Below are 22,101 nucleotides of genomic sequence, written 5' to 3'. Positions count from 1 at the left end.
AAACAGAAAGGCGCGGGTGACCAGAAGTCACCCGCGCCTTTCTCGTGTGCAGCGCTACCCGACGGGCGCAGTGACCGTGTTGCTTTGCAGTGTGACGGCTGTCTGGGCCAGGAGGCGGCCGTTGATGGTCGCTCCGGTCTTCATGGCGATCATGGTGTGGCTGAGAATGGTGCCTTCGAAGTGCGCGGTCGTGCCGATGGCGACGGATCCGGCAACCTGCCAGAACACGTTCTTCGCCTGAACATCGCCGGCCAGGACAACGCGCTTGGCGGAGGCCTGATTCAGGTCATTGGAGATCTGGAAGATGAAGACGTCATTGATGCCGCCGGTGAGTGTGACATCGGTGGAAATGGTCACGTCGGTGCCCCACGTGTAGAGGCCCTGGGTCAGGGTGAGGCCGCCGATTTCGCCGGCACCCAGGTTGATGTAGTCGGGAGTGGTGCGCCCGGCTGCATCGGTGTAGGCGAGTTCGAGGTCGCTGACGGCCTCGGTGAGGTACGTTGCGTCGGTCACCGTGCAGGAGGGCCCCGCGGCGTCGACGCTGTAGATGGTTCCGTTGGTCACCTCAGGGCAGGTGAGGTGAATAGCGGCACCGGTGATGGGGCTCGCGCCGACGTTTCCGCTGACCGACGAAGCGTAGACATTTGTGATGCCTGCATTCGAGAGAACGGCGAAGGTGCCGGCCTCTCCGAGGTCGACCGTGGCCCGCGGGATCGGCTCGGAGGCGACGGCTCCGCCGATTCCGATGCTGCCAACGCCGACGATGCCGACGGCGAGCAGGATGCCGATAAGTCGCTTGCGCGACGGTGAAAGCTGCGTGAAAGTACTCATGTTTTCTCCTTCTTCAAGGACCCACACGATGCGGGCCGGGGCAGGACCACGGCGGTCGTGGTCGCCGATGCTGCACATCGGATATCTCCCGTTGACCGAACTCGCAAGCATGTGACGCCCCCAAGCCCCCACCGTCGTGCCCTCAGGGCGCAATCCGCACGTTCGTTCGTGCGCCCCCACGACCGCGGTTCCAACGAATAGAACCTGTCTAACCTCAGACTAGGGGTAGTTCGGCCGTTCGGGGGGTCTAAACGACGGGGTCCATCGAGCTCAGGTGACAGGCGTCGTTCCACATTTGCAGAACGCGGTTCTCGCGCTCCCAGCTGAGTGTCGATACCGTGGCGGTACCGAGGCTGAGGCTCTTGCCGGCTACGGCGGGCAGCCCCATCCAGCGGGCAGTCATGATGCGCAAAAAGTGTCCGTGGGCGAACACGGCCACGCGCCCCTCGGCTTCGAGGCACTTCTCAATGGCGAGGTCGGCGCGTGCGCCCACTTCGTCGACGGATTCGCCCCCCGGAATCGGGTTTCCCCACACCGTCCACCCGGCAATTTCCGAGCGGATGTCCACGGTGCGACGCCCCTCGTACACCCCGTAATCCCACTCCAGCACGTCGTCGCTCGCCACGCCCTGGGCGCCGTAGCCGGCTCGTTCCATAGTCTCCCACGCCCGCACGAGCGGGCTCGAGTAGACCCGATCAAAGTGTTGCCCGTCGAGCATCTCGCCGAGAGCATCCGCTTGCTGGCGGCCGAAATCGGTCAGCGGAACGTCGGTGCGCCCGGTGTGCTGGCCGGAGATGCTCCACTCCGTCTGGCCGTGGCGAATAAGAACGATGTCGTTCTGGGTCATGCAGCTCCCTCAAATTTGCCGAAGACGCGCTTCGGCCCGTCAAGTCTACGTTTCACCCGGCCACTCGCCTGTTCCGGCATCCGCATGCGTACTGACGAGTCGACGCTGCGGACGACGTGAGGCTGGATGCCACCTGCGCATGTTCCAACTGGCCCCCGATGTTCAATTTCGACCCGCGCGCAAGTCGTAGGCTGGACGCATAGCCATCAAGTCTGAGACGGGTGCCATGAGGGTCATTAGTTACAACCTCCGCAAGAATCGTGCCAGCGGCGAACTCGTCGCTCTGGCCGAGCGTTACAGTCCCAACATTCTCTGCCTGCAGGAGTGCAACACCATCGATCTGCCCGCCGAGGTCGGCAGCCTGCACCTGGCCGATTCCACCCGGCGTAACCGGCTCGGCCTCGCCATCTACTACAACCGGGACCGTTACACGGCGGTCAAGACCCAGACCTTCGCCCTCAAGAAGTCCCTGCACGACCATCTCGCCGCGCCTGCGCACGAGCGACTGATCGCCACCCGACTCATCGACAATGTCGCACAGCGGGAGCTCGTCGTCGCGTCCTTTCACGCCGCGCCGCTGACCGCGCTCAATTCCCTGCGGCGCAACCAGATTCGCACCGCCCACGAAGAGTTGAGCCTGCTCGGACCGGGCCTGCCCACCCTCATGGTCGGCGATTACAACTACCCGATCTTCCAGGGCAAGCTCGGCAACAAGGTGAACCAGTCCGGTTACGACCTCACGCTCAGCGACACGCGCACCTACACCCGCTACAAGTTCTTCCGCGGGCACTTCGACCTCGCTACCTCGATGGGGTTGGCCATCACCAATGTCGAGACGCTGCCCCAGGGTACCTCCGACCACATGCCCATTCTTGTGACGGCGACCTACCCCGACGAGCAGATGATGCAAACGGATGCCGCGCACCACATCACGAATCCCGCTGAGGCAGTTTCGGTGTCCGTCGACGGCGTCGACTTCAGCATCTGAGCCACGGATGCCCGCTGGGCTGATTGTTCAGGTCGTGGTGCCGAAAAGCCAAGAACGGTCACCGCTGCCACCCAAATGAACGTAACGTTGATAGGCGGTATGCACGTTCGGCTTTTCCGGGTGACGCGAGCCGCGAAACGAAAGGTTTTCCCTCTTGGACGACGAATGCATCCACGGACTCGAGGGCCAGTTGTGCGCCCTGTGCTATCCCAAGGTGGTCACTGAGCCGGCGACGCCGGTGAAGAAGACCCGCGCCCCGAAGCTGTCCTCGCTGCGCGACCCGTTGCCGACCGCGGCCACCCCGGCCGCCCGCACGGCTCGCCCGGTTCGCGTCGCAGGCGCCCCCCGCCCGGTGCGTGCCGAGAAGGCCTCGACTGACAACGTCGGCGAGCAGCGTGTCTACCACCTCACCCACATCAGCAACCTCGCTTCGATTCTTCGCGACGGACGCCTGTGCTCCAACGCAGCGCTCACCGCGCGTCCCGCGGTGGACATCTCGGCCGCATCGACGCGGGAAACCCGTCGGGACGCCCGCGTCGCGGATGCTGACCGCAGCGTCGCCGAGTACGTGCCGTTCTTCCTGTCGCCGAATGCGACCGTGTGGGAAAGCGTTCGCGCTGAGCAGGCAGACCCGCGCCTCGCGCTCGACGCCCATGGCTCGGAAGCCTTCGATTTCGTCATGCTCGTGAGCACGGTCAAAACGATCAACGACGGGCTCGCGGCCCTCGCCGCGGCACCTGCTGACGCCACCGACGACGAGACCCCGCGCGTTCCCAGCCTGGTCGCCGTCACCAACGGCGACGCGGCCGGAACGCTCACCCGGTTCGGCGCCACGCCGGCCACCGCCGAGCGCATGCTGCAGACCCTGCGCGCCGAGAGCGACGGCGCCATGATTCTCGAAGCCGAGCTGCTCGTGCCCGACGCGGTTCCGATGGAACTGATCACCCTCATCGGCGTCTGCAATGACAATGTGCGCGAGTCCGTGCGCGGCATTCTGAAGTCGAGCGCGTTCAAACCCAAGGTCGCTGTCTACCCGCCGTGGTTCCACACCTCCGCTGACCCCCAGTAGTTTTACTTCCCGGGACCGGGCCCGGAAACTGGGCCCATGATCTATCGTGGGCCCAGTTCCCTAAAGTGGGCCCAGCGTGCGGTGGGTCGGGCTAGACGACACCGAGGGGCAGATGTTCGCCGATGGGCAGCTCCACCCGGATGCCGTCACCCGGGTTCACGACGCCACCGGTGACCACGATGCCCATGATGCCGCCGCGGCGCTGAACGGTACCGGCGGCATCCGTTCTGATGAGCTGCTTCATCAGGCCTTTTTGGTAGCCGTTGATGAGCGAGCACGGGCTGCGCATGCCGGTGATCGAGACCACGGCCTCAGCGCCGAGGTGCAGCCGGGTGCCGAGCGGCAGAGTCATCAGGTCGATCCCGGCGGTCGTCAGGTTCTCGCCGAGTTCTCCCGGTGCCACGATGTAGCCGGTGGGCACCAGATCATCGAACAGCTCGGCGGCCATGAAATGCACCTGGCACAGGTTCGGCGCTGAGGGATTGCGCTTCTTCGCATACAGGTGCTGAACCGTCGCGCCGGCGTGCGAGTCGCCCTCCACGCCGATTCCGGCCAGCAAGCGGATGCTGCTCACCACCGGCTTGCTGAAACGGTGCGCGTCGTCGCGGCTGACAGAGATCACCGTACCGGCAGGTCTGTCGAGTGTCATGCCAACGAGTCTGCCACAGCGCACGCACGTTCGAACGGATGCCTACGACACCGACAGTGCAGGCGTCACCGTGTTTGTGTCAAGTGGTTGACGGTACAGTGCGCTGGGCCTACATTACATCAGTGGAAAGGATGCCGATGAGCAGTGTTGTCCCTGACAGTCTCGACCAGAGCGACGAACCCGCACCGCACGTCGCCCGGCCCTACCGGGCACTCGAACGGGAACTGGAACGGGCCGTGCGTGACCGGGTGGAGGTCAACCTGCGAGTCACCGCGGCGGTCAACGCGATGCGGGATGGTGGCAGTTCCTGGGCCGTCATCGCGCGCATCCTCGGTACCGCTCCGCAGACCGCGCATAAGAAGTACAGCAAGCCGAGAGCGCCGAAAGACGCCTGAGCGAGCGCTCGGCATCGTCCAGGCTGCCGGGGGCCGCGCCTCGGGTCTGCGGCCCTCGGTCGGGTGCTGGCATTGTGGCTCGGATCGGTCCGCGGTGATATGGTCTCGAGGCAAATTCTCCCTAGTGAAAGGTCACCATGCACGCCTCCGAAACACTCAGCAACAACCTGCAGTCGGTTCTGGTCGACCTGATCGAGCTGCACGTTCAGGGCAAACAGGCGCATTGGAGCGTCGTCGGCAAGAACTTTCGTGACCTGCACCTGCAGCTTGACGAGATCATTCTCGACGCCCGCGAATTCTCCGACGAAGTCGCCGAACGGATGCGCGCCCTCGACGCCATGCCGGACGGCCGCAGCGAGACGGTCACCAAGACCACCCACCTGCCGAAATTTCCCGATGGCGAGGTGGACACCACCGAGACGGTCACGCTGATCACCGAACGGCTCGATGCGACGGTCGACAACATGCGCAAGGTGCACGATGAGGTCGATGCGGAAGACCCGACGAGCGCCGACATCCTGCACGCCTTCATCGAAAAACTCGAGCAGTATTCCTGGATGGTGAGCGCGGAGAACCGCAAACCGCGTAAGCGCTCCGCGGCGAAGTCCAAGTCCTGACGCCGGCTGGACACGACGGGGCGTCATGAGGGTTGAATGGAACGTGCGACCAACCGGGCTTCGCCATGACCTCGCGGATGCCGCCGACGCGGTCAACGGTGACGCGCGGCGGGCGCTGGTGCTCGCGAGCGGTCTCGCATCCGTTCCCTTTGCGGGGGAGGGGCACACGGCGCAGCTCTTCGACACCCTGTCGACGCTTGCGGCGGCCGACCTCACCGCAGCTCGGGTCGCCGAGGCGCACCTCGACGCCCTTGCGATACTGCATCAGGCTGGCCACCCGGCCGGGGCGGACCAGACCTGGGGGGTGTTCGCGGCCGAGGGCCCCGGAACAGCGCTCACGGCCACCCGAACCGGCGACCGGTGGCGGCTCGACGGCATCAAGCCGTGGTGTTCGCTCGCCGGACTGCTCAGCCACGCGCTCGTGACGGCGCACGTGGCGCGACCGGCCGCTGACGGGGGTCGCCGACTCTTCGCGGTCGACCTGCGCCAGCCCGGGGTCACCGTGCACGACGACGCCTGGGTGGCTCGCGGGCTCTCCCAGGTGTCGAGCGGCCCGGTCGATTTCTCAGCCGTCGTCGCCGATGCGGTCGGTGACGAGGGATGGTATCTGCGTCGGCCGGGGTTCGCCTGGGGCGGCATCGGCGTGGCCGCCGTCTGGTGGGGTGGCGCCGTGGGCATGGCCCGCACAATGTACGCCTCCGCCCGGGGCCGCGCCCCCGACCAGATCGCCCTCGCCCACCTCGGCGCTGTCGACCTGGTCGTGTCCGGGGCTGGACACTCGCTCGCCGCTGCGGCGACGGCCATTGACGCCGGCGAGGCCGACGGAACGGCCGGTTCCCTGCTCGCCGCGCGCGTGCGCGGAATCGTCGCCCGAACGGTCGACGAGGTCATATTCCATGTCGGGCATGCACTCGGTCCGGCCCCGCTCGCGCTCGACGCCCGGCACGCCCAGCGGGTAGCCGACCTGCAACTGTATGTGCGCCAACACCATGCCGAGCGCGACGACGCCGCGCTCGGCCAGATGCTCGTGACGAGGGGGAGTGCGCCGTGGTGACATTCAGTCATTCCGACAATGGAACGCCCGAGAAGGTCTGGGAGGCAGCCCACTGGCCCGATCGGTTCAGCTCGCTCGGCCTCGACGCACTGGAGCGCCTGGTCGTGGTGTCGGCGCACCCCGACGATGAGAGCCTCGGCGTCGGCGGCCTCATCGCCCACGTGGCCGGACTCGGGCTGCCGATCGTCGTCATCGTGCTGAGCAACGGCGAAGCATCGCACCCGCAGTCCACCACCCACGATCCGGCCAGACTTGCGCAGATTCGCCGCCTCGAAGTGACGGATGCCCTCGCTCACCTCGCCCCCAACGCGGAGATTCACCTGCTGGAACTTCCCGACGGCAAACTGGCAGAGCACGTGGACCTGGCCGCAGGAGCGATCGCCGAAGCGATCGGCAATGCGGGCGACGGAGCCTGGGTTGTGGCGCCGTGGCGGGCCGATCGGCATCCAGACCATGCCGCGGCCAGTGCGGCCGCCGAGCGGGCGGCGCGAGAGCGACGTGCGCGCCTATTCGAGTATCCGATCTGGGCCTGGCACTGGTCGACCCCGGAGGACTCGGTCTGGTCCGGCGAATCTGTGCGGTTGTTCGACCTGATCCCGGCCGAGCGCAAGGCCAAAGCTCGAGCCCTGGCCTTGCATCGCAGCCAACTGGGGCCGCTATCGGATTCCCCCGGTGATGAAGCCATCGTTCCGGCCGACTTTCGGGCGCACTTCGCGCGGGACTACGAGACGCTTCTCGAAATGACGTTGCCCGCGACGGTGGACACCGTTCCGCGTGTACCTCGCGCCCGGCGGCCCGCGACGAGCGACGCTCCCGTGCAGGCCGACCCGAACCAGACCCTCACCGCTGGCTACTTCGATGAGGTCTACGCATCCGGGCCCGACCCGTGGGGGTTCGAATCCCGCTGGTACGAGAAACGCAAACGCTCCGCATTGATCGCAGCCCTGCCCCGGCAACGGTTCTCGGCGGCACTCGAACTGGGCTGCTCGACCGGCGTGCTGACGGCCGAACTGGCCGACCGCTGCGACACCCTGCTGTGTATCGACCTGGTCGAACAACCGCTCATCCTGGCCCGCGAACGGCTGGCGGGTCGCCCGGGGGTCACCTTCGAACGGTGCACGGTACCGGGGGAGTGGCCGGACGGATCCTTTGACCTGATCGTGCTGTCCGAGGTGGGGTATTACTGCTCGACGGTCGATCTGCGCCGCCTGCTGGAACGGTGCCGAGCCAGCCTCGCGCCGGGCGGAGCGCTCGTGGCCTGTCACTGGCGGCATCCGGTCGCCGAATATCCGATCACCGGTGATGCCGTGCACGCCCAGCTCACCCACGTCGTGGGGCTGCAGCGCACCGTGCACCATCTGGAACGTGACTTCGTGCTCGAGGTCTACGAGCCGCGGCCCGCCCAGTCCGTGGCGCAGCGCGACGGACTGGTTCCGTGACTGGCGCCGCGCAGATCCCGATCGAACACGTGGCCATCGTGGTTCCTGTGCGCGATGAGGAAGTGCTGCTGCCCCGCTGTCTGAGCGCGCTCACCGCAGCGATTGACGCGCTGAGCGCCGTGCCCGAACCGGACCGCCCGCGAGTTACCGTGCTCCTGGTTCTCGATCGATGCACCGACCTGTCAGCGCGAGTCGCCGCACACTGGACCAACTTCAGTCGCTGTGAGATCGACGCTGGAGCGGTAGGTGTGGCCCGCCGCGACGGTATCCGGCACGCGCTGGGACGGTCGCTGCGCTCGCGAACGGATGCAGCGGCATCCGCTTCGCAGATCTGGATCGCCACCACCGACGCGGACTCGGCCGTGCCGCCGAACTGGCTCGTCACCCAGCTGGCCCTGGCGCGCAACGGCGCCGAGCTCGTGCTCGGAACGGTGCAGCCGGACGACGATCTGGCCGCCCACGAACTGCTGTGCTGGGAAACGCTGCACACCATTGGTGAGGGACATCCGCACGTTCACGGCGCCAACCTCGGGGTGCGAGCCGACCGCTACCTCAACGCCGGCGAGTTCGCGCCGGTGGACCGCGATGAAGACGTACTACTCGTGGCCGCGTTGCGCCGTCTCGCGGTCACCGAGGCGCGCACAGCGCTGATTCCGGTGCTGACGTCGGGGCGACGGGTCGGGCGATCCCCAGCCGGGTTCGCCGGTTACCTGCGCGATCATGTCGACGTCGACCAGAAGAATGGGATCATGAACAGATGACGTATCTCCCGAATGAATCTCGCTACGAGTCCATGCCCTACCGTCGCGCCGGGCGCAGCGGCCTCAAACTCCCCGCCATCTCGCTCGGCCTCTGGCAGAACTTCGGCGATGACAAGCCGCTCGCAACGCAGCGGGCCATTCTGCGCCGGGCCTTCGACCTGGGCATCACCCACTTCGATCTGGCCAACAATTACGGGCCTCCCTATGGCTCCGCTGAGACGAACTTCGGCCAGCTGTTCCGCGAAGACTTCTCGGCGCACCGCGACGAGGTCGTGCTGTCGACCAAGGCCGGCTACGACATGTGGCCGGGCCCCTACGGCAATTTCGGCAGCCGCAAGTATCTTCTGTCGAGCCTCGACCAGTCGCTCGGCCGCATGGGCGTGGACTACGTCGACATCTTCTACTCCCACCGCGCTGACCCCGATACCCCGCTCGAAGAGACCATGGGCGCACTGCACACGGCCGTCACGAGCGGCCGGGCCCTCTACGCCGGCATCTCCTCGTACTCGCCCGAACGCACCCGTGAAGCCGCGGCGATCCTGGCCGACCTCGGCACCCCGCTGCTGATTCACCAGCCCTCATACTCGATGTTCAACCGCTGGGTCGAAGACGACCTGCTCGACACCCTCGAAGACATCGGAGCCGGCTGCATCGCGTTCTCCCCGCTGGCCCAGGGACTACTGACTGACCGTTACCTCGGCGGTATCCCGGCAGACTCCCGGGTCGCCCGCGACGGATCGGCGAACAAGTCCATGGTGAGCCCGGAGGCGCTGACCCACATCCGGGCCTTGACCGCGATCGCCTCCGAGCGCGGTCAATCCCTCGCCCAGCTGGCCCTGGCCTGGATCCTGCGCAATTTTGAGGTGACCAGCGCCCTGATCGGGGCGTCGTCGGTGCAACAGCTCGAAGCGAACGTGGGAGCGCTGCAGAACCTCGAGTTCACCCCCGAGGAGCTGACCGCGATCGATGAGCACGCCGTCGACAACGGCATCAACCTGTGGGCGGCTTCGAGCGCGGTCTGATCAGGGCTCGAGAAGGCCGCGAATGTCGTCGGCGGTGAGCGCGGTGCTGAACATGGCGTCGTCGTCGAGCACCGCGGTGAACAGTTGCGCCTTCTGCTTCTGCAGCGCCACGACCTTCTCCTCGATGGTGCCCGTGGCAACCAGCCGGTAGACCATCACGTTGCGGGTCTGCCCGATGCGGTGGGTGCGGTCGATGGCCTGCGCCTCGGTCTGCGGGTTCCACCATGGGTCCAGCAGAAAGACATAGTCGGCTTCGGTGAGGTTGAGGCCGAAGCCGCCGGCCTTGAGGCTGATCAGAAAAACCGGGGCTGCTCCGCTCTTGAACCGGTCGATCACGTCGCTGCGCCGCAAAGTCGACCCGTCGAGGTAGCAATACGGAACGCCCTGCGCATCGAGCCGGGCAGCGACGAGCTTCAGAAACGAGGTGAACTGGCTGAAAATGAGCGCCTTGTGCCCTTCGGCGATCACATCGTCGAGCTGCTCGAACAGGGCGTCGAGCTTGCTCGAGCGCACGGCGGCATACTTCGGGTCGACGAGGGAGGCATCGAGACTCAGCAGCCGCAGCAGGGTGAGCGAGCGAAAGATGATGAACCGGTTCTTGTCGAGCTCCTCGATCAGTCCGTAGAGTTTCTGCCGTTCGCGCTGCAGGAACGTGTCGTAGAGCTTCTGGTGCGCCGGGTTCAGCGCGATCTGCAATTCCTGCTCCTGTTTCGGCGGAAGGTCTCGAGCGACGACCTCCTTGGTACGCCGCAAAATCAGCGGGCGGATGCGCCGGCGCAGCTTCGCCAGCCGCTCCGGGCTCGACGCAAGGGTCACCGGCCGCACGTAATCCTCCAGGAACTTGCGGGACGACGCGAACAGGCCCGGCGCGACGATGCTGAACAACGACCACAGGTCCATCAGGTTGTTCTCGAGCGGAGTGCCCGTGATCGCCAGCTTGAACGGCGTGTCGAGCTCTTTCGCGCAGGCATAGGCCCGACTGGTGCGGTTCTTCACGAACTGCGCCTCGTCGAGGATGAGGCCGGCCCAGGTGACGGCCTGGTAGGCGTCGAAGTCGAGACGGAACAGTGCGTAGGAGGTGACGAGCACGTCTCCGGTGGCGGCGGCGTCCGCTATCAGGGTGCGACTTTTCGCCTCGGTCGCCGTGAGCGTGCGCACCCGCAGCCCGGGCGTGAATCGAGTCGCTTCGTTCAACCAGTTCGCCACCACGGAGGTCGGCGCGACGACCAGAAACGGCCTCGAGGTGCGCGCGTGCACCAGCAGTGCGAGGGTCTGCAGCGTCTTGCCCAGCCCCATGTCGTCGGCGAGCACCCCGCCGAGCTGGTGTTTCCATAGGAACGCGAGCCAGGCGAACCCCTCCTGCTGGTACGGGCGGAGGGTTGCGTGCACGGTGTCAGGCAGCGCGACCGGGGCGATTCCGGCCAGGTCCTTGAGGCCAGCGGCGGCTGCCCGCCACGACACGGCCGGCACGGTCTCGTCGGCGAGATCCTCAAAATCGCTCCACAGGCTGGCCTGGTAGCGGCTGATGCGCAGGCCGGTCTCCCATTCCTGTAACGCGCGGGCCTCGTTGATGAGGTCGTGCAGCTGCTCGAATTCGGGGCTCTGCAGCGAGAGATAGCTGTTGTCGACCAGCTTCAGCCGGGTCTGGCCCTTCGCGAGGGCCTTGAACAGCGGGCCGAACGGTACCGTGATCGCGCCGACCGTGACGATCACGCCGAGGTCGAACCAGTCGCGCTGGTCGGTTTCCACGGTCGTGATCACGAGGTGGGGAGTGTCGGTGCGCTCGAAGTCGTCGGGCAGCACCTCGGGAAAGTGCACCGATGAATCGGTGCTGGTGACGGAGACGCTGCGCTGCAAGGCCGGGTAGACCGTGCCGAGGAACTCGGCCGTGTCGGCGGCGGGAACCGTCGCGGCCTCGATCTGCCCGAGCAGATGGCGCTGCTCCCCGCTCAGGGGGCCGGCGCTCGGCGCGAGCGTGAACACCGTCGGAGCGCCGAAGCGCACGCTGTACACGCCGTGGCCGGCGATGGTTCCGGCGGCCTCGAGCGGGTGCGGGGCACCGTCGATGTGCAGGCGGGCCTGCAGCAGCAGCGGGCCGGCATCCGTTTGGGAGGCGTCGAGACTCACTTCGGCGAGCGACCCGACCCGCACAGAGACGTCCTTCTTGTTGCCGACGAAGCCGATGCCGAGCTGCTCGGCTTCCCGCAGCAGCGGCCAGAGCAGCGGACTGGTGAAGTTGTCGAGGTAGATCCAGTCGGTTTCCTGGCTCGTGTAGACCTCGCGCACGGCCTTGTACAGGGCCGCGAACTGCGAGATCCAGCGGTGATGTTCCGGGTCGAGGTTGAACCGGTTCAGCTGAAAGGTGAGGTGGCTCCAGGTGACGTTGCTGCGCACCCAGTTGCCGTTCGCATTCTGAATGACCGGTCGCACGCCGAGCCGGTACTCGCCGTGCCCGGCCGTGAGAGCCTTCACCGGTTTGGCGGTCGGCCCGCGCCAGCGGTCATTCGTGCGCGGAGTCTGCTCGCGCAGCTCGAATTGCAGCCCCATCGGCACCTTCGGCCCGGTGGGCAGGGCACGCGGCTGCCCGAAATTGCCGATTCGCGGCAGAGCGGATGCCGGCTGCTCCGGCGGCAGCACCAGCTGCTTCCATGCGGGGGTCGAATCGGCCCCCTGCGCCGGGGCACCCGCAGAATCCGACATTCCCCTATATTCTCACGCTGGTGCACCGCGAAGAGACTGAAGGTTCGAACTGCCCCATGATTCTCCAGGCCATAGTTCCGTGCCCCCTGCGCAGGCTTCGGGACGTAGGCTCGGTGCATGACCGACTCGCCCCCACGCCCGGAAACCGCGCCGCGAAATCATCGCGCGCTGGTAGCGGTCCCATGCCATTTGTGAATCGGCTTCAGCACTGGGCCCAGGTGCAGCCTCAAGCGACGGCGGTCGAGGTGGGCGCGGATCGCCTCAGTTTCGCCGAGCTGCGGGACCGGGCGGCCTCCCAGGTCGGTGTCGAGCCTGCGCTCACCGCGCTCTGCCTGCCCAACGGGATCGAGTTCGCCGTCGCCTTCGCGGCCGCCGTGGCCGGCAGCGGCGTGTGCGCCGTGCTGGACCCCGGGTGGCCGGATGCGCAGCGCTCGGCCGTTGAGGAACGCCTGCGTGGATACGTCCCGGGCGGGGTGATCGCAGGGTCGACCCGCGGTTCGCGCGGTGAGACCGGCGCCGAGTTCGTCGACGGTCCGGCCGACTCCGTCTTCCTGCTCGGCTTCACCTCCGGCACCACCTCGCTGCCCAAGGCGTTCACCAGGGTCAGGCGGTCTTGGCAGTACTCCTTCGACCACAGCACCGGGTTCTTCGGCCTGACCCGAGCCGATCGCACGCTGGTCCCCGGCCCGCTCTCGGCCAGCCTCTCCCTCTTCGCCCTCGCCGAATCCTTGCACGCCGGCGCCGCCTTCTTCGCGCTGCCGAGCTTCGACGTCGGCGCGGCCATCGCCTGCGTCACCGAGAGAAGGATCACGCGGATCGTGTCGGCTCCGGCCGCCCTGCGCCTGATCAGCGAGCGCGGCCTGGCCTCCGGCGCCGACGGAACAGCGCTGTCCGGGATCGTCAGCGCCGGCGCCAAACTCGACGCCGTCACACTGGCGCTGGTGCGTCGCTGGGCGCCCAACGCGACCGTGTACGAGTACTACGGTGCCGCCGAGCTCAGCTACGTCACGGCCGCGGCCCTCCGCCCCGGAGACACGTCGGAGGCGCCGGGGCGCTCGGCGACCGCCGTCGGCCGCGCCCTGCCCGGCGTCGACATCCGTATCCTCGATCCGGACGGCCACGAGCAGCCCGCGGGGGTCCCCGGCGCCATCTTCGTGCGCAGCCCGCTGGTCAGCGACGGGTATGCCTGGGGAGACGACGGGGAGGCCTTCCGCCGCGACGGTGACTGGTGCACCGTCGGCGACGAGGGTTTCCTCGACGCGGATGCCGTGCTGCACCACCAGGGCCGCCGCGCCGACATGATCATCACCTCCGGCCACAACGTGTACCCGCACGAGGTGGAGGTGGCGATGCAGGACGTCCCCGGCGTGCGCACCATCATCGTCACCGGCCTGCCGGACCCGCACCGGGGAACCCGGCTCGTGGCCGCCGTGATCGGCAGCGGCGAAGCGGATGCCGCCAGCCTCCGGTCGGCCAGCGCGACCCTGCTCGCCGGGCCCAAACGCCCCCGCGCGTGGTTCGCCCTGGCCGAAGCGCCCGTGACCGCGACCGGCAAGATCAGCCGCCGACTGCTCAGCCAGTGGATCCTGGCAGGGGACGACCGTGTCCGACACCTGGGATAGCGCCCCCGCCGGCCTCTCCGCCGGCGTCCACGACAGCGCCGACCGGGAGCCGGTGATCGTGCTCGGCCGCCGCACCGCGTTCGGACGCCGGAACGGCGTTTTCGGACGGCTGCTCGCCGACGAGCTGCTCGCACCCGTGCTCTCCGCCGTGGTGGCCGACAGCGGAGTTCCCGTGGACCACATCGACGACGTGATCATCGGCAACGCGGTGGGCGGCGGCGGAAACGTGGCCCGACTGGCCGCCCTCGGGGCGGGGCTGCCCAACCGCGTGCCCGGCCTGACGATCGACCGGCAGTGCGGCTCCGGACTCGAGGCCATCGTGCTGGCCTGCCGGCTCGTCGCCGCCGGGGCCGGCAGTGCCTACCTGGCCGGGGGAGTGGAGAGCTGCAGCACCGCGCCGCTCCGCGCGCACCGGCTGACCTCGACTCCGGGGCATCCGGACTTCTTCGACCGGGTGCGCTTCTCGCCCGACGCGGTCGGCGACCCCGACATGGGCGTCGCGGCCGAGAACGTGGCCGAGCGGTTCGGCATCACCCGGGAGCGCCAGGACGCGTTCGCGCTGCGCAGCCACCGGCTGGCCGTCGTCGCCCAGGACACCGGCGCCCTGGCCGGCGAGATCGTGCCGCTGCACACGGAGACCGGCCGGGTCGCGACTGACGAGGGTCCCCGGCGCTCGCTCACCGACGGCCTGCTGCGCCGCTTTCCGCCCGTCTTCCGGCCCGGCGGTACCGTCACCGCGGGCAACTCCTGCGCCGATGCGGACGGCGCCGTCGTCGTGCTGGTCACCAGTCGACGGGTCGCCGAGAGCCTCGGCCTCACCGGCTATCTGCGCTTCGTCGATTCGGCCGTGATGGGCACGGACCCGAACCACCTCGGCGTCGCCGGCGCCGAGGCCGCCCGGCTGGTGCTCGACCGGCAGGGCTTCGCGGCGGCTGACCTGGCGCGGATCGAGTTCAACGAGGCCTTCGCGGCCCAGGTGCTCGCCTCGATGGACATCCTCGGCATCCCGGAGGAGCGCGCCAATCTCCAGGGCGGGGCGCTGGCGCTCGGGCACCCCTTCGGCGCGAGCGGCGCCCTGCTCGTGCTGCGGCTTCTGAAGCAGGGCCGGGCATCCGGCTCGGCGGGGGAGCTCTCCCTCGCCGCCGTGAGCATCGCCGGCGGACTGGGGGTCGCGGCGTTGTGGCGGTGGGACGGCTAAGCCGATCTAGTTCACTCGACCGGCGCGTTCAAGCCGGCGGCGTCGAGTACCCAGGCGTAGTTGAACGCGCGCTCGTGCCAGGCACTGTACCGCCCGGAAACTCCGCCGTGGCCGGCCGACATTTCGGTCTTGAGCAGGGCATCCGCGTGCACTTCGCGCAGCCTGGCCACCCATTTGGCCGGCTCGACATAGAGCACGCGGGTGTCGTTCAGGCTGGTCACGGCCAGAATCGACGGGTAGTCGACAGCGTGCACGTTCTCGACGGGGGAATACGACTTCATGTAGGCGTACACGTCGGCGTCGTGCAGGGGGTCGCCCCATTCGTCCCACTCGATCACGGTCAGCGGCAGGGAGGGGTCGAGAATCGAGGTGAGGGCATCGACGAACGGAACCTCGGCGAGGATGCCGGCGAATAGTTCGGGCGCGAGGTTCGCGACGGCGCCCATGAGCAGTCCGCCAGCGCTGCCGCCCTCGGCGACCAACTGGTCGGGGGTGGTGAAACCGGTGTCGATGAGGTGCCTGGCGCAGCTCACGAAGTCGGTGAAGGTGTTGCGTTTGGTAGTGGTCTTGCCCATTGAGTACCAGGTGCGGCCGAGTTCACCGCCGCCGCGCACGTGCGCGATGGCGAAGATCATGCCGCGGTCAAGCAGGCTCAGCCGGGCGATGCCGAAGCCGGGGTCGATGCTGTGCTCGTAGGATCCGTAGCCGTAGAGCAGGGTCGGTGCCGGCGTGCCTGGCGTGACCAGGTCGCGGCGGTAGACCAGCGAGATCGGTACGCGGGTACCGTCGGCGGCAGTCGCCCATTCGCGGCGCTGCTCGTAGAGCTTGGGGTCGTAGCCGCCGAGAACGGGCTGCTGCTTGAGCAGGCGTCGCTCGCCGGTTTTCACGACGAGGTCGTAGACGGTTGACGGGGTGACGAAGCTCGTGAAACCAAACCGTAGGGTCGGTTGTGCCCACTCTGGGTTGCCGGCCGAGCCGACGGCGAATAACGGCTCGTCGAAGTCGAGCTCGGTCAGGCCGCTCGCGTCGTGCCGGTCGATGGCCAGGCGGGTCAGGCCGTCCCGCCGATACTCCACGACGAGAAAGTCGGCGAAAGCGTCAACACTTTCGAGGCGGATCTGCGGGTCGTGCGGCAGCAGCATCCGCTTCTCGCCCTGCGGGTCTTCTGCCCTGACGCTGACCAGCTCGAAATTGACCGCGGTGCCGCCGTTGTGCACGATCAGCAGGCGGTCTTCCGCAGCGATGACGGCGTGCTCGACGTCGTATTCCACGTTGTCCTGCCGCGGCCAGACCACGGTGAACTCGCCGGTGGGGTCGCTCGCATCGAGCACCCAGGATTCGGTCGTGACGCTGGAGCCGGCTTCGATCATGAGAAATCTGCGGCTGCGCGTGATGCCGACGCCGACCCAGAACCGCTCGTCGGGCTCGTGAAAAATGCTGGCGTCGGCCTCTCTGGCCGAACCGATCTCGTGCCGCCACACGGTGTCTGGACGCCAGGCGTCATCGACGGTGGTGTAGAAAAGGTAGCGTCCGCTCGGGTCGAACAGGGCGCCGGCGCTCGTGTTCGGGATGGAGTCGGGCAGGTTTTCGCCGGTCGCAATCGTGCGCACGCGGATCGTGTAGCGTTCGTCGCCCTCGACGTCGACGGCGTACAGCAGCTGGGTTCCGTCTTCGCTCAGGTCGAAGCTGCCGAGCGAGAAGAACTCGTGGCCCTCGGCTTCAACGTTGTCGTCGAGCAGAACCTGCTCGCCGGGCACACCCTGGCTGACGTTGTCGAGAATAGGCGCGGCCCAGTCATCGGGGCCGCTGATGGGTGCCCGACAGTGGATACCGTATTGCCGGCCCTCGACGGTGCGGGTGTAATACCAGAACGCGCCGCGACGCACCGGAACGCTCAGGTCGGTTTCCTGGGTGCGGTTCTTGATCTCGGTGAAGATCTGCTGCCGCAGGTTCTCCTGGTTGGCGGTGCGGGCCTCCGTGTAACTGTTCTCCGCTTCAAGGTGGGCGATGACCTCGGGGTTATCCTTGTCGCGCAGCCACTCATAATCATCGATGTAGATGTCGTTGTGGTGCTCACGATGCTGCGGCTTCTTCGCTGCCAGGGGAGGGGTGATCGGGCCAGAGGTCATCCCCCCAGCGTAGTTTGTGCGCGTTCGTACCGTGCTCAGACTGCCGGGGATATGTGGGCGACAGCGAGTTCGCCGATACCGGTCAGGGTCAGGGCGTCGAGGTTCGCGTCGAGCCGAACCGCGTCGAGCACCGCCAGGGGCTGGGCGCCGAGCGAGAACAGGCCGCGCGCGATCACCACGACGACGATCTCCCCGGCCCTGGCGGTGATCGACCAGGTGTCGGCCACCCGGTGTGATTCGATTGTGCCGCTGCACCGACCGCGTCGGGTCATCAGGTTCAGGTCGAGGGTCGGCCGGGCGACGTTTGCCGATGCGACCTCGTTCTCGCCGGCAAAACTGTGGGACTCGAATTCGCCGAGGCGCACCAGTCGGCCCTGGTCGATTAGGTCGAGCCCCTGCTCCGAAAGCGCGAGCAGGCACCGGTCGACGCCGGCAAAGGTCGAGAACGGTGCCGTGGAATCAACGGTCGCGATGCTGAGCCGCCAGTCGAAATCGCCGACCGCCGGCGACACCAGAATCTCGCTCGTCACGCCGGCGCCGTTGCGCCAGGGCACGTCGACCCGATGGGCCGCCCACAATATGTCAGTGCCCAACGCGCACACCCTCTCGCCAGACGGCATCGGTCAGGGGTACCCCGGGGCGGTAGGCCAAGTGTGAAATCGACGGAGCGTTCAGAACCTGCAGGTTGGCGCGGCCGCCGACCTGCAGGGAGCCGACGGCATCCGCTCCCTGGTCGCGGCCGAGCGACCGGGCCGCACCGCGCGTGGCCGCCCAGACGGCTTCGCCGACGGTCAGGCCCATCTGCAGTACGGCGGTCGCCACGCAAAACGGCATCGACGTGGTGTACGAGGTTCCCGGGTTGCAGTTGGTCGCCAGGGCGATGGTCACTCCGGCATCGAGCAACTGCCGGGCCGGCGCAAACGGCTGCCGGGTCGACAGGTCGCAGGCCGGCAGTAGGGTGGCAACCGTCGTTCCGGCGGCCAGCGCGTCGATGTCGGCGGGCTCGAGGAAGTTGCAGTGGTCGACGCTCGCGGCGCCCAGCTCGGCCGCGAGTTGCACGCCGCCGCTGAATCCGAGCTGATTGCCGTGCACGCGCAGTCCCAGGCCGGCGGCGCGGCCGGCCAACAGCACCTCCCGGGTTTCCTCCACGTCAAACGCGCCCAGTTCGCAGAACGCGTCGATGAACTGCACGTAGGGTCGCACGGCAGTGAGCATCGGCCCGGTCACTAGGTCGAGGTAGTCGCGACGATCCATCCCGGCCGGCACGATGTGGGCGCCGAGAAAGGTCACCACATCGGCCACCTGGGCGGCAGCGCGCGCCGAGCGTGTTTCGCTCGCGACATCGAGCCCGTATCCGGTCTTCGTTTCGAGAAAGGTGGTGCCCTGCGCTTCGGCCTCGTGGCGCAGACGCCGTGCCGTAGCGACGAGCTGTTCCTCGGTCGCGGCCCGCGTGGCGTCGACCGTCGTGGTGATGCCGCCCGCGGCATAGGCCTGACCATTCATGCGGGCTTCAAACTCCGCGGAACGATCCCCGCCGAACACGAGGTGGGTGTGCGTGTCGACCCAGCCGGGCAGAACGGCGCGACCGTCGACATCCGTTTGACGATCGGCTGCGGGAGCCTTCGCGGCGGAGCCGATCCAAAGGATGCGACCAGCGCCGATCACGAGGGCGGCGTCGCGGCGCCGTTCGCCCGATTCATCGTGGGTGGTGAGCTCACCGATGCCCGTCACCAGCTCAGTACCGGTCAGTTCGGTCGTCGTCATCTGCTGAGCCTAGCGAGCGCCTCGGTCATCAGCGCTGCCGGCCGCTCGCCGCCGACCAGCTGGCCACCCTCGGCCACCAGCCGCCCGCCCACGAAAACGCGCAGCACATCGGAGGCCGTCGCGGTCAGCGGAAGCTGCCCAGCGAGGGAGCCGACCGTGCGCACCCCGGTCGTGCTGATCTCGACGAGGTCGCACGGGTCGCCCGGTTGCAGCCGATGACGGCCGAGCCCGAGGGAGGCATAGCCGGCGGTCGACGCGGCGGCCAGGAGCGCGGCCGGGGCGAAACATCCGCGCTTCTGTGAGGCGAGCCGTTCACCCATTTCGAGGCCGCGCATCTCCAGGAATGGGTCGATGACCGCGTTCTGATCGGAACCGAGCGCAATCGGCGACCCCGCCGCAGCGAGGGCGAGCGCCGGGCCGATGCCGTCGCCGAGGTCGGCCTCGGTGGTGGGACACATCACCACGGTCACCGCGGCGTCACCGAGCCGGGCCCGGTCGGCGTCGCTGAGATGCGTCGCGTGCACGACGCTCAGTCGCGGCGCGAGCGCCCCGAGCGAATCGAGCAGGCCGGTCGGGGTCAGGCCGTAGGCCGCGAGGCAATCGGCGTTCTCCTGCGACTGCTCGGAGAGGTGAATGTGCAGGGGAACCTCCGGCGGCAGCCCGCCCTGCACCTCCCGCATCGCGTCGGGTGTGACGGCCCGCACCGAGTGCAGTGCCGCCCCGAGAGTCACGAGACCGTCGCCGTCAAGCCGCGCGCGCAGCGACATCCACCGGGCCAGCCAGGCAGCGGCGCTGCCGTCGCCGAACGCGAGCTGCTCCGGCGCCAGCTCCCGACCGATTCCGCCCTGCAAATACACCGTGTCGAGCAGCACCAAACGGATGCCGACGGCGCGCGCCGCCGCCGCGATCGCCAATTCCATGGCGTGCCCGGGTTCATAGGGTGCGCCGTCACGGCGGTGATGCACGTAGTGGAACTCGCCGACGGCCGTATACCCGCTCACGAGCATCTCGGCGAACACCGCCGTAGCCAGCGCCTGATACTTGCCGGGGTCGAGCTGGGCGGCGACCCGGTACATCCGCTCGCGCCATAGCCAGAAATCGCCGCCGTCACCGTGGGTCTGGCCGCGCAAGGCCCGATGAAAAGCATGTGAATGGGCATTGCCGAACCCGGGCATAACCGTTCCCAAACGGATGTCCGCAGCCTTCGCCGCTTCAGGCTGAACGCGCGTGATGCGACCGGCCGGGTCGACCTCGAGCCGCACCCCAGCGACGGCGATCCCGTCGATCAGCAGGGATTCGCACCAGAACCCGGCCGACACCTCACACTTCCCACATGGGTACGCGCAGTCCGCGTTCGCGGGCTACTTCGTCGGCCCGTTCATAGCCCGCATCCACGTGACGCATGACGCCGGTACCGGGGTCGTTGGTCAGTACACGCTCGATTTTCTCGGCGGCCAGTGGGGTACCGTCGGCGACGATGACCTGCCCGGCATGGATGCTGCGGCCGATACCGACACCGCCACCGTGGTGAATCGACACCCAGGTCGCGCCCGAGGCGGTGTTCAGCAGGGCGTTCAGCAGTGGCCAGTCGGCGATCGCATCTGAGCCGTCTTTCATATCCTCGGTCTCGCGATAGGGCGAGGCGACCGAGCCGGAGTCGAGGTGGTCGCGGCCGATCACGATCGGCGCGCTGAGCTCGCCGGAGGCGACCATCTCGTTGAACCTCAGCCCGGCGAGGTGACGTTCCTTGTAGCCGAGCCAGCAGATGCGTGCCGGCAGTCCTTCGAACTGCACCTTCTCTTCGGCCTTGGTGATCCAGCGGTGCAGCCCGGCATCGTTCGGAAACAATTCGAGAATGGCTTTGTCGGTGGCCAGGATGTCTGCTGGGTTGCCGGACAGCGCGACCCAGCGGAACGGGCCCTTGCCCTCGGCGAAGAGCGGTCGAATGTAAGCGGGCACAAACCCGGGAAACTCGAAGGCCCGCTCGTAGCCGCCGAGTTGTGCCTCGGCGCGAATGGAGTTGCCGTAGTCGAAGACTTCGGCGCCGGCGTCCTGAAATTCGACCATGGCCTGCACCTGTTTGGCCATCGCGGCGCGGGCGCGCACGGTGAATTCTTCGGGGTTCGCGGCCGCGTAGCTGTGCCATTCTTCCACGGTGACGCCCTCAGGCAGGTAGGACAGCGGATCGTGCGCGCTGGTCTGGTCGGTGACGATGTCGATCGGCACCTTGCGCGCCAGCAACTCGGCGAACACGGTCGCGGCGTTGCCGACCAGGCCGACCGACAAGGCACGACGTTCAGCCTTGGCCGCGAGCACTCGTGCGATGGCATCGTCGATGTCGTCGGTCATCTCGTCAAGGTAGCCGTGGTCGACCCGGCGTTGCAGCCGGGCCGGGTCGACGTCGACGATGAGCACGACGCCGTCATTCATCGTGACGGCGAGCGGCTGCGCGCCGCCCATGCCGCCGGCACCGCCGGTCAGCGTGAGCGTGCCGGCCAGGGTTCCCTCACTGGGCCTATCGTGCCCGCCCTTGCGGGCGGCGATTTTCGTTGCGACGGCGCCGAAGGTCTCATAGGTGCCCTGCAGAATGCCCTGGGTGCCGATGTAAATCCACGATCCGGCGGTCATCTGCCCGTACATGGTGAGTCCGAGGTGCTCGAGGCGGCGGAACTCGGGCCAGGTGGCCCAGTCGCCGACGAGGTTGGAGTTGGCGATGAGCACGCGCGGGGCCCATTCGTGGGTGCGGAAGACGCCGACCGGTTTGCCCGACTGCACGAGCAGAGTTTCGTCTTTCTCCAGGGTTTCGAGGGTGCGCACGATCGCGTCGTAGCATTCCCAATTGCGGGCGGCCTTGCCGGTGCCGCCGTAGACGACGAGGTCGTCGGGGCGTTCGGCGACTTCGGGGTCGAGGTTGTTCATGAGCATGCGCAGCGGGCCTTCGGTCTGCCAGCTCTTCGCGGTCAGTTCGGTGCCGCGGGCGGCGCGAACGGGGCGTACGGTGTGGGGGGTGCTCATT

Annotated in this window: 19 protein-coding genes; 10 read left to right on the top strand and 9 right to left on the bottom strand. The window is 67.6% G+C overall.

Features of this window, described 5'->3' with window-relative positions:
* Window positions 1–54: 54 nt before the first annotated feature.
* Both E3O06_RS10545 and E3O06_RS10540 read right to left on the bottom strand, forming a co-directional pair.
* On the bottom strand, window positions 55–831 hold the full coding sequence (locus tag E3O06_RS10545) for an ice-binding family protein (RefSeq protein ID WP_134503328.1): 777 nt from the start codon (window positions 829–831) through the stop codon (window positions 55–57).
* A 247-nt stretch (window positions 832–1,078) separates the two neighbouring features.
* Window positions 1,079–1,678, bottom strand: coding sequence for a histidine phosphatase family protein (locus E3O06_RS10540; protein WP_134503327.1), 600 nt, complete (start codon window positions 1,676–1,678; stop codon window positions 1,079–1,081).
* A gap of 226 nt (window positions 1,679–1,904) precedes the next feature.
* On the opposite strand from E3O06_RS10540, the gene E3O06_RS10535 reads away from it, so the two are divergent.
* Window positions 1,905–2,666 carry an endonuclease/exonuclease/phosphatase family protein gene (locus E3O06_RS10535; RefSeq protein WP_166788176.1) on the top strand — a complete coding sequence of 254 codons (762 nt, stop codon included), beginning with the start codon at window positions 1,905–1,907 and terminating at the stop codon, window positions 2,664–2,666.
* Between the two features lie 154 nt (window positions 2,667–2,820).
* The gene (locus tag E3O06_RS10530) at window positions 2,821–3,735 is read left to right on the top strand and encodes a DarT ssDNA thymidine ADP-ribosyltransferase family protein (RefSeq protein ID WP_134503326.1); all 915 of its coding nucleotides are present in this window, start codon (window positions 2,821–2,823) and stop codon (window positions 3,733–3,735) included.
* A 91-nt stretch (window positions 3,736–3,826) separates the two neighbouring features.
* Here the strand turns inward: E3O06_RS10530 and E3O06_RS10525 are convergent, their stop codons facing one another.
* Window positions 3,827–4,384, bottom strand: coding sequence for an MOSC domain-containing protein (locus tag E3O06_RS10525; RefSeq protein ID WP_134503325.1), 558 nt, complete (start codon window positions 4,382–4,384; stop codon window positions 3,827–3,829).
* Between the two features lie 137 nt (window positions 4,385–4,521).
* Here E3O06_RS10525 and E3O06_RS10520 point away from each other — a divergent pair, with 137 nt between their 5' ends.
* The 6 genes from E3O06_RS10520 (at window position 4,522) to mgrA (ending at window position 9,672) form a co-directional block, all read left to right on the top strand.
* Window positions 4,522–4,779, top strand: coding sequence for a hypothetical protein (locus E3O06_RS10520; protein ID WP_134503324.1), 258 nt, complete (start codon window positions 4,522–4,524; stop codon window positions 4,777–4,779).
* Window positions 4,780–4,916: 137 nt separating this feature from the next.
* Window positions 4,917–5,396, top strand: coding sequence for a Dps family protein (locus E3O06_RS10515; RefSeq protein WP_134503323.1), 480 nt, complete (start codon window positions 4,917–4,919; stop codon window positions 5,394–5,396).
* A 25-nt stretch (window positions 5,397–5,421) separates the two neighbouring features.
* Entirely contained in the window at window positions 5,422–6,450 is a 1,029-nt protein-coding gene (locus E3O06_RS10510; RefSeq protein WP_134503322.1) for an acyl-CoA dehydrogenase family protein, read from the top strand.
* Window positions 6,444–7,889 carry a bifunctional PIG-L family deacetylase/class I SAM-dependent methyltransferase gene (locus E3O06_RS10505; RefSeq protein ID WP_134503321.1) on the top strand — a complete coding sequence of 482 codons (1,446 nt, stop codon included), beginning with the start codon at window positions 6,444–6,446 and terminating at the stop codon, window positions 7,887–7,889. Before E3O06_RS10510 ends, E3O06_RS10505 begins: the two co-directional genes overlap by 7 nt.
* Window positions 7,886–8,650, top strand: a complete 765-nt coding sequence (locus E3O06_RS10500; RefSeq protein WP_134503320.1) for a glycosyltransferase — start codon at window positions 7,886–7,888, stop codon at window positions 8,648–8,650. The genes E3O06_RS10505 and E3O06_RS10500 overlap by 4 nt, the downstream gene beginning before the upstream one ends.
* Entirely contained in the window at window positions 8,647–9,672 is a 1,026-nt protein-coding gene (mgrA, locus tag E3O06_RS10495) for an L-glyceraldehyde 3-phosphate reductase (RefSeq protein ID WP_134503319.1), read from the top strand. The genes E3O06_RS10500 and mgrA overlap by 4 nt, the downstream gene beginning before the upstream one ends.
* On the opposite strand, the gene E3O06_RS10490 is transcribed toward mgrA, so the two are convergent.
* On the bottom strand, window positions 9,673–12,372 hold the full coding sequence (locus E3O06_RS10490; protein WP_134503318.1) for a DEAD/DEAH box helicase: 2,700 nt from the start codon (window positions 12,370–12,372) through the stop codon (window positions 9,673–9,675).
* A 182-nt stretch (window positions 12,373–12,554) separates the two neighbouring features.
* Here E3O06_RS10490 and E3O06_RS10485 point away from each other — a divergent pair, with 182 nt between their 5' ends.
* Window positions 12,555–13,994, top strand: a complete 1,440-nt coding sequence (locus E3O06_RS10485; protein ID WP_134503317.1) for a class I adenylate-forming enzyme family protein — start codon at window positions 12,555–12,557, stop codon at window positions 13,992–13,994.
* Entirely contained in the window at window positions 13,975–15,192 is a 1,218-nt protein-coding gene (locus tag E3O06_RS10480; protein ID WP_134503316.1) for a thiolase family protein, read from the top strand. Before E3O06_RS10485 ends, E3O06_RS10480 begins: the two co-directional genes overlap by 20 nt.
* A gap of 11 nt (window positions 15,193–15,203) precedes the next feature.
* Here the strand turns inward: E3O06_RS10480 and E3O06_RS10475 are convergent, their stop codons facing one another.
* From E3O06_RS10475 to hutU, 5 genes are read right to left on the bottom strand one after another with little or no spacing between them, the layout of a single operon-like run.
* Window positions 15,204–17,321 (bottom strand): S9 family peptidase, encoded by a 2,118-nt coding sequence (locus tag E3O06_RS10475; RefSeq protein WP_134503315.1) that lies wholly within the window; start codon window positions 17,319–17,321, stop codon window positions 15,204–15,206.
* A gap of 35 nt (window positions 17,322–17,356) precedes the next feature.
* Complete coding sequence (locus tag E3O06_RS10470; protein WP_166788175.1) at window positions 17,357–17,914, bottom strand: HutD/Ves family protein; 558 nt, start codon at window positions 17,912–17,914, stop codon at window positions 17,357–17,359.
* A complete protein-coding gene (gene hutI, locus E3O06_RS10465; protein WP_134503313.1) occupies window positions 17,904–19,085 on the bottom strand; it encodes an imidazolonepropionase in 1,182 nt (393 codons plus the stop codon). Before hutI ends, E3O06_RS10470 begins: the two co-directional genes overlap by 11 nt.
* Window positions 19,082–20,404: a formimidoylglutamate deiminase gene (locus E3O06_RS10460; RefSeq protein ID WP_134503312.1), complete on the bottom strand. Its 1,323-nt coding sequence runs from the start codon at window positions 20,402–20,404 to the stop codon at window positions 19,082–19,084. Before E3O06_RS10460 ends, hutI begins: the two co-directional genes overlap by 4 nt.
* Before the next feature lies 1 nt (window position 20,405).
* Window positions 20,406–22,100, bottom strand: a complete 1,695-nt coding sequence (hutU, locus tag E3O06_RS10455) for a urocanate hydratase (RefSeq protein WP_134503311.1) — start codon at window positions 22,098–22,100, stop codon at window positions 20,406–20,408.
* Between the last annotated feature and the right edge of the window lies 1 nt (window position 22,101).

This window comes from Cryobacterium glaciale, from assembly GCF_004402535.1.
GTDB classification, from domain to species: domain Bacteria; phylum Actinomycetota; class Actinomycetes; order Actinomycetales; family Microbacteriaceae; genus Cryobacterium; species Cryobacterium glaciale.
Note: the sequence above shows the minus strand (reverse complement) of the source record. Positions and strands in the feature narration are given on the sequence as shown.